The sequence below is a fragment of the Acinetobacter sp. V2 genome (assembly GCF_001188385.1).
Lineage (GTDB): Bacteria > Pseudomonadota > Gammaproteobacteria > Pseudomonadales > Moraxellaceae > Acinetobacter > Acinetobacter oleivorans.
The window spans coordinates 366,280-370,160 of the sequence record NZ_JZFB01000003.1; the positions used below are offsets into that span (position 1 = coordinate 366,280).

General features: G+C 37.4%; 5 protein-coding genes. 3 read left to right on the plus strand and 2 right to left on the minus strand.

Annotated features, from left to right (window positions below):
* Window positions 1–208 precede the first annotated feature (208 nt).
* Together UC75_RS12545 and UC75_RS12550 are read left to right on the plus strand one after the other, a co-directional pair.
* Window positions 209–427, plus strand: a complete 219-nt coding sequence (locus UC75_RS12545; protein ID WP_049837791.1) for a DUF1653 domain-containing protein — start codon at window positions 209–211, stop codon at window positions 425–427.
* A 45-nt stretch (window positions 428–472) separates the two neighbouring features.
* A complete protein-coding gene (locus UC75_RS12550; protein WP_049837792.1) occupies window positions 473–1,060 on the plus strand; it encodes an O-methyltransferase in 588 nt (195 codons plus the stop codon).
* On the opposite strand, the gene UC75_RS12555 is transcribed toward UC75_RS12550, so the two are convergent.
* The gene (locus UC75_RS12555; RefSeq protein WP_049837793.1) at window positions 1,052–2,086 is read right to left on the minus strand and encodes a helix-turn-helix domain-containing protein; all 1,035 of its coding nucleotides are present in this window, start codon (window positions 2,084–2,086) and stop codon (window positions 1,052–1,054) included. The genes UC75_RS12550 and UC75_RS12555 overlap by 9 nt on opposite strands.
* Before the next feature lie 120 nt (window positions 2,087–2,206).
* On the opposite strand from UC75_RS12555, the gene UC75_RS12560 reads away from it, so the two are divergent.
* The gene (locus tag UC75_RS12560; protein WP_049837794.1) at window positions 2,207–3,400 is read left to right on the plus strand and encodes an alkane 1-monooxygenase; all 1,194 of its coding nucleotides are present in this window, start codon (window positions 2,207–2,209) and stop codon (window positions 3,398–3,400) included.
* A 51-nt stretch (window positions 3,401–3,451) separates the two neighbouring features.
* Here UC75_RS12560 and UC75_RS12565 read toward each other — a convergent pair whose 3' ends face one another.
* Window positions 3,452–3,661 (minus strand): KTSC domain-containing protein, encoded by a 210-nt coding sequence (locus UC75_RS12565; protein ID WP_004793625.1) that lies wholly within the window; start codon window positions 3,659–3,661, stop codon window positions 3,452–3,454.
* Window positions 3,662–3,881: the final 220 nt, after the last annotated feature.

Sequence of the window (3,881 nt, forward strand, 5' to 3'; positions counted from 1 at the left end):
AAATAGGTGAAACAGTATGTTTTTATAGATTTAATCGGTTTTTTGAATGTTGATTGGCACTTATAAATAATATCAAGAAGTTAAAGTGGTATTTGTCTTTAGGTCGTCTTTATTACTCTTTTTTATCTTTTAAAGTGAAAGTGTTTAAAAATTTATATATGTTATATGGCTGTAAAGATTTTATGTCATAACATTAAAAGGTACTTTCATGTCATTGCAACGCGGCATTTATCAGCATTATAAAGGTAATCTCTATCAAGTTTTTTCTGTGGCAAAACACAGCGAGACTGAAGAGCAACTCGTGGTTTATCAGTGTCTTTATGGTGACTATTCAACTTGGGTACGTCCGCTTGATATGTTTACTGAAACAGTTCAAATGGCTGATGGAAGTATCGTGCCGCGGTTCAAGTTAATTCAAAGCACTTAACTCAAACGGTTGTCATATAAAATAACGATTTTAAAGGGTGAAGATATGCCAAATACTTTTTTCTTACAAAGAGTTGCAGATTTATATGACACCTTTAAACGGCATGATGCCCAGCAGTCAGATCGCTTGCTACGCTATCGAAATATTGAGGCTGAATCTGCAAAACTTCTGTCGCAATTTATCCGAATGCAGCAAGCCAAATCAATTTTAGAAATCGGTACTTCAACGGGTTATTCTACTCTATGGCTTGCTGAGGCTGCACAATCGACTCACGGAAAAGTAACGACACTTGAAATTGATGCCAATCGTAGTACCGAGGCGAAACGCCATGTTACGGAATTGGCATTAAATGAAGTCGTTGATTTTTGGATAGGGGATGCCGCCGATTATTTAAAAGAAACTCAGGAAACTTTCGATTTTATTTTGTTAGATGCTGAGCGTAATGCTTACGAAAATTATTGGCCCGATTTAAAACGGCTGATGAAGCCCAAAGGTGGTGTCCTTATTATTGATAAGGTTATTTCACATGCGGCTGAAGTAAGTTCATTCTTATCTTTAATTAAAAAAGATGAAAATTTTATGAGCAGTATTTTGCCGGTAGGCGCAGGTTTAAGTCTGGTAGTTTTAAAGTAGGTTTGCTTTCTTGAGATATTCTTGGCGATAAGCTTGTGGACTACAGCCCTGTACTTTATTAAATGCACGGGTGAAATTAGCAGGATTGGAATATCCCAGTTCATAGGCAATATGGGTAATGGTGAAGGTAGAATTCTCTAATAAATCAATGGCACGCTCAGCGCTGATCTGTTGCTTTAAATTTTGAAATTCAACGCCTTGCTGTTGTAAATAGCGTTGCAAAGTTTTGGTCGAAATATTTAATACTTTGGCACATTCCATTAGGGTTGGAACTTGATTGGCTTGCCGCAACATCATGCTGACCCATTCAACAATTTCACCTTGATGATAGATCTTCTGGATTTGTTCCTGACAGCGTTGTTCAACTATTTTTAAACTATGTGCGTCAGCTAGAGGCAAAGGTAGTGCTAATTGTTGCTGATCAATCACCACGCGGATACCTGAAAGCCACGTATAGTTAAAGTGGAAATTGGCTTTTACTAGGGATATGTAACGTTCTTGATAGCTAGGCTCTGGAACACTCAAATATACTTGGTAGCGTTGTAATTGCTGACCTGCCAATTCTAACAAGCTGTAGTAAAAGGCTACGGCAATCGCTTCAATATGAAAGGCCAAACATTGCTTATTCATCTGTAAAATCGGTTCAAATAATAGTTCAACCTTTTGCTGATTGGCCGGAAACTGAATGCTGAGCTTAAAACTCGGCATAATCAGTCTAAAATATTGTGCAATGAGCCTAAGTGCATGTTCCAGATTAGGACTGGTCATTAGTGCATAGCCGACCAGACTATGTGAGCTGAGCTTGATATTTTTACCCAGTTCAAAGGCTAGGTCTTGGGTATTGGGCAGACTTAAACCCATCTCAATGAATTGTTCAATTTGTTGAATCGATAATAATTCTGTTTTTGCCAGTTCTTGCTGGAATGCCGCCAATAAATCATTATCGTATTGATGCGTGCCGATTAAAATTTCAATCAGTCGTAAATAATAACGTGATGGAATAACAGGAATTTGTTGCTTCTGCACAAGAAAAACTCAGCAAAGTCTTAAAATGATAATAGCAAGTCTTAAAATGATAATATAGAGGGGTTATGAACGAGCACAATCAATTCAAGCAAAACATTTTGTGTTTGATTGGAGTCTCTAATGAATATGCATACTCAACTGGATGTCGAGCAAGCGACAACAACATTTAAGGATAAGAAACGTCATTTATGGCTATTGGGTTTGGCTGTACCGACCATTGCAATGGGTGGGTTAGCAGGCTATCAATTTGGTCCTAAAAAAACTAAAAAATTCTTCGCTTCATTTGGGCCATTATTTATTCATGGTGTTATTCCTGCATTAGATAAACTGATTGGGGAAGACAAGGAAAATCCGCCATTAGACGCAATCGCGGATTTAGAAGCAGATCCGTATTATGCTCGCATTGTTAAACTTTTTATTCCTTTGCAATATGCGACCAATATTTATGGAGTATATTTAGCCAGTCGTAAAAATACACCTCTTGCTGATCAGGTTTTACTTGGAACTTTGGTGGGAATGGTTAATGGGATTGCCATTAATACGGCACATGAACTCAGCCACAAGAATGGGCAGCTTGAACATTATTTATCTCATTTAGCCTTAGCACCATCGGGTTATAACCATTTCCGAATCGAACACCCTTATGGACACCACCGTCGAGTAGCGACACCTGAAGACCCAGCATCTTCACAATTTGGTGAAACCTTTTGGAAATTTTTACCGCGGACTGTAATTGGCAGCTTTAAGTCGGCGATTGAAATTGAAAAAAATCGTTTAGAGCGTAAGAAATTACCTTTCTTCTGTAAGGAAAATGAGCTGATTCATGGCTGGGCAATGTCGGCTGTGTACCATGCAGCCATGTTTGCGAAATTTGGTGCGCGTTCGATTCCATTTCAAGTTACTCAGGCTGCGTATGCAATAACTTTGTTTGAATCGGTGAATTACATTGAACATTATGGTTTAAAGCGTGCAAAGAAAGAAAATGGCCAATATGAACGCACTTTGCCAGAGCACAGCTGGAACAATAATAATGTGGTGACTAATTTGTTCTTGTATCAATTACAACGCCATTCAGATCATCATGCTAATCCAACTCGCAGCTTTCAGACTTTACGTCACTTTGAAGATGCGCCGCAATTACCAGCAGGTTATGGTGCAATGATTTTGCCTGCATTTATTCCATCTTGGTGGTCAAAAATTATGGATGATCGCGTTGTCGAGCACTATAAGGGTGACCTTAGTAAAATCAATATGCATGTTGATGTGAAGGAAAAAATGCTAGAGAAATATATTGGTCAAAATGACGCGGCTTAATAGCCAAAAGATATAAAAACAGATCAGCCCCATTGGGCTGATTTTTTATGATTAAGCAGAAATACGGAGCCTGTTAAAATGCAGATCAAACTCAAGATATTTGTGAACAAATGCAGTTTTATCATTGGTACGTAACAAATTATTGTAGATAAACTCTGGAACTGGATGGTAGAGCTCACCTGAGCCATTGCTATAGAAAATTTTTAAATAGCGTGAAGAAACATCGTATTTCCAAGAGGTTACAACAACAGATTTTTCCATATAACTACTCCTACTTTTGTTTGATCTTTTAATACATACATAAAGCTCTTTTGTTTCATAATTCGACAGTACTCTAAGTTAAGCAGGCTGACAATTCATAAATGAAGATTGCTATAAATTTATAAGTATAAGAATTGTAAAAAATTAGCTATAAAATTTGAGTAGAGAATAGGGTTTGGATTTATAAAAATAACCAATAAAAAAACCACCCTAAAAAGGG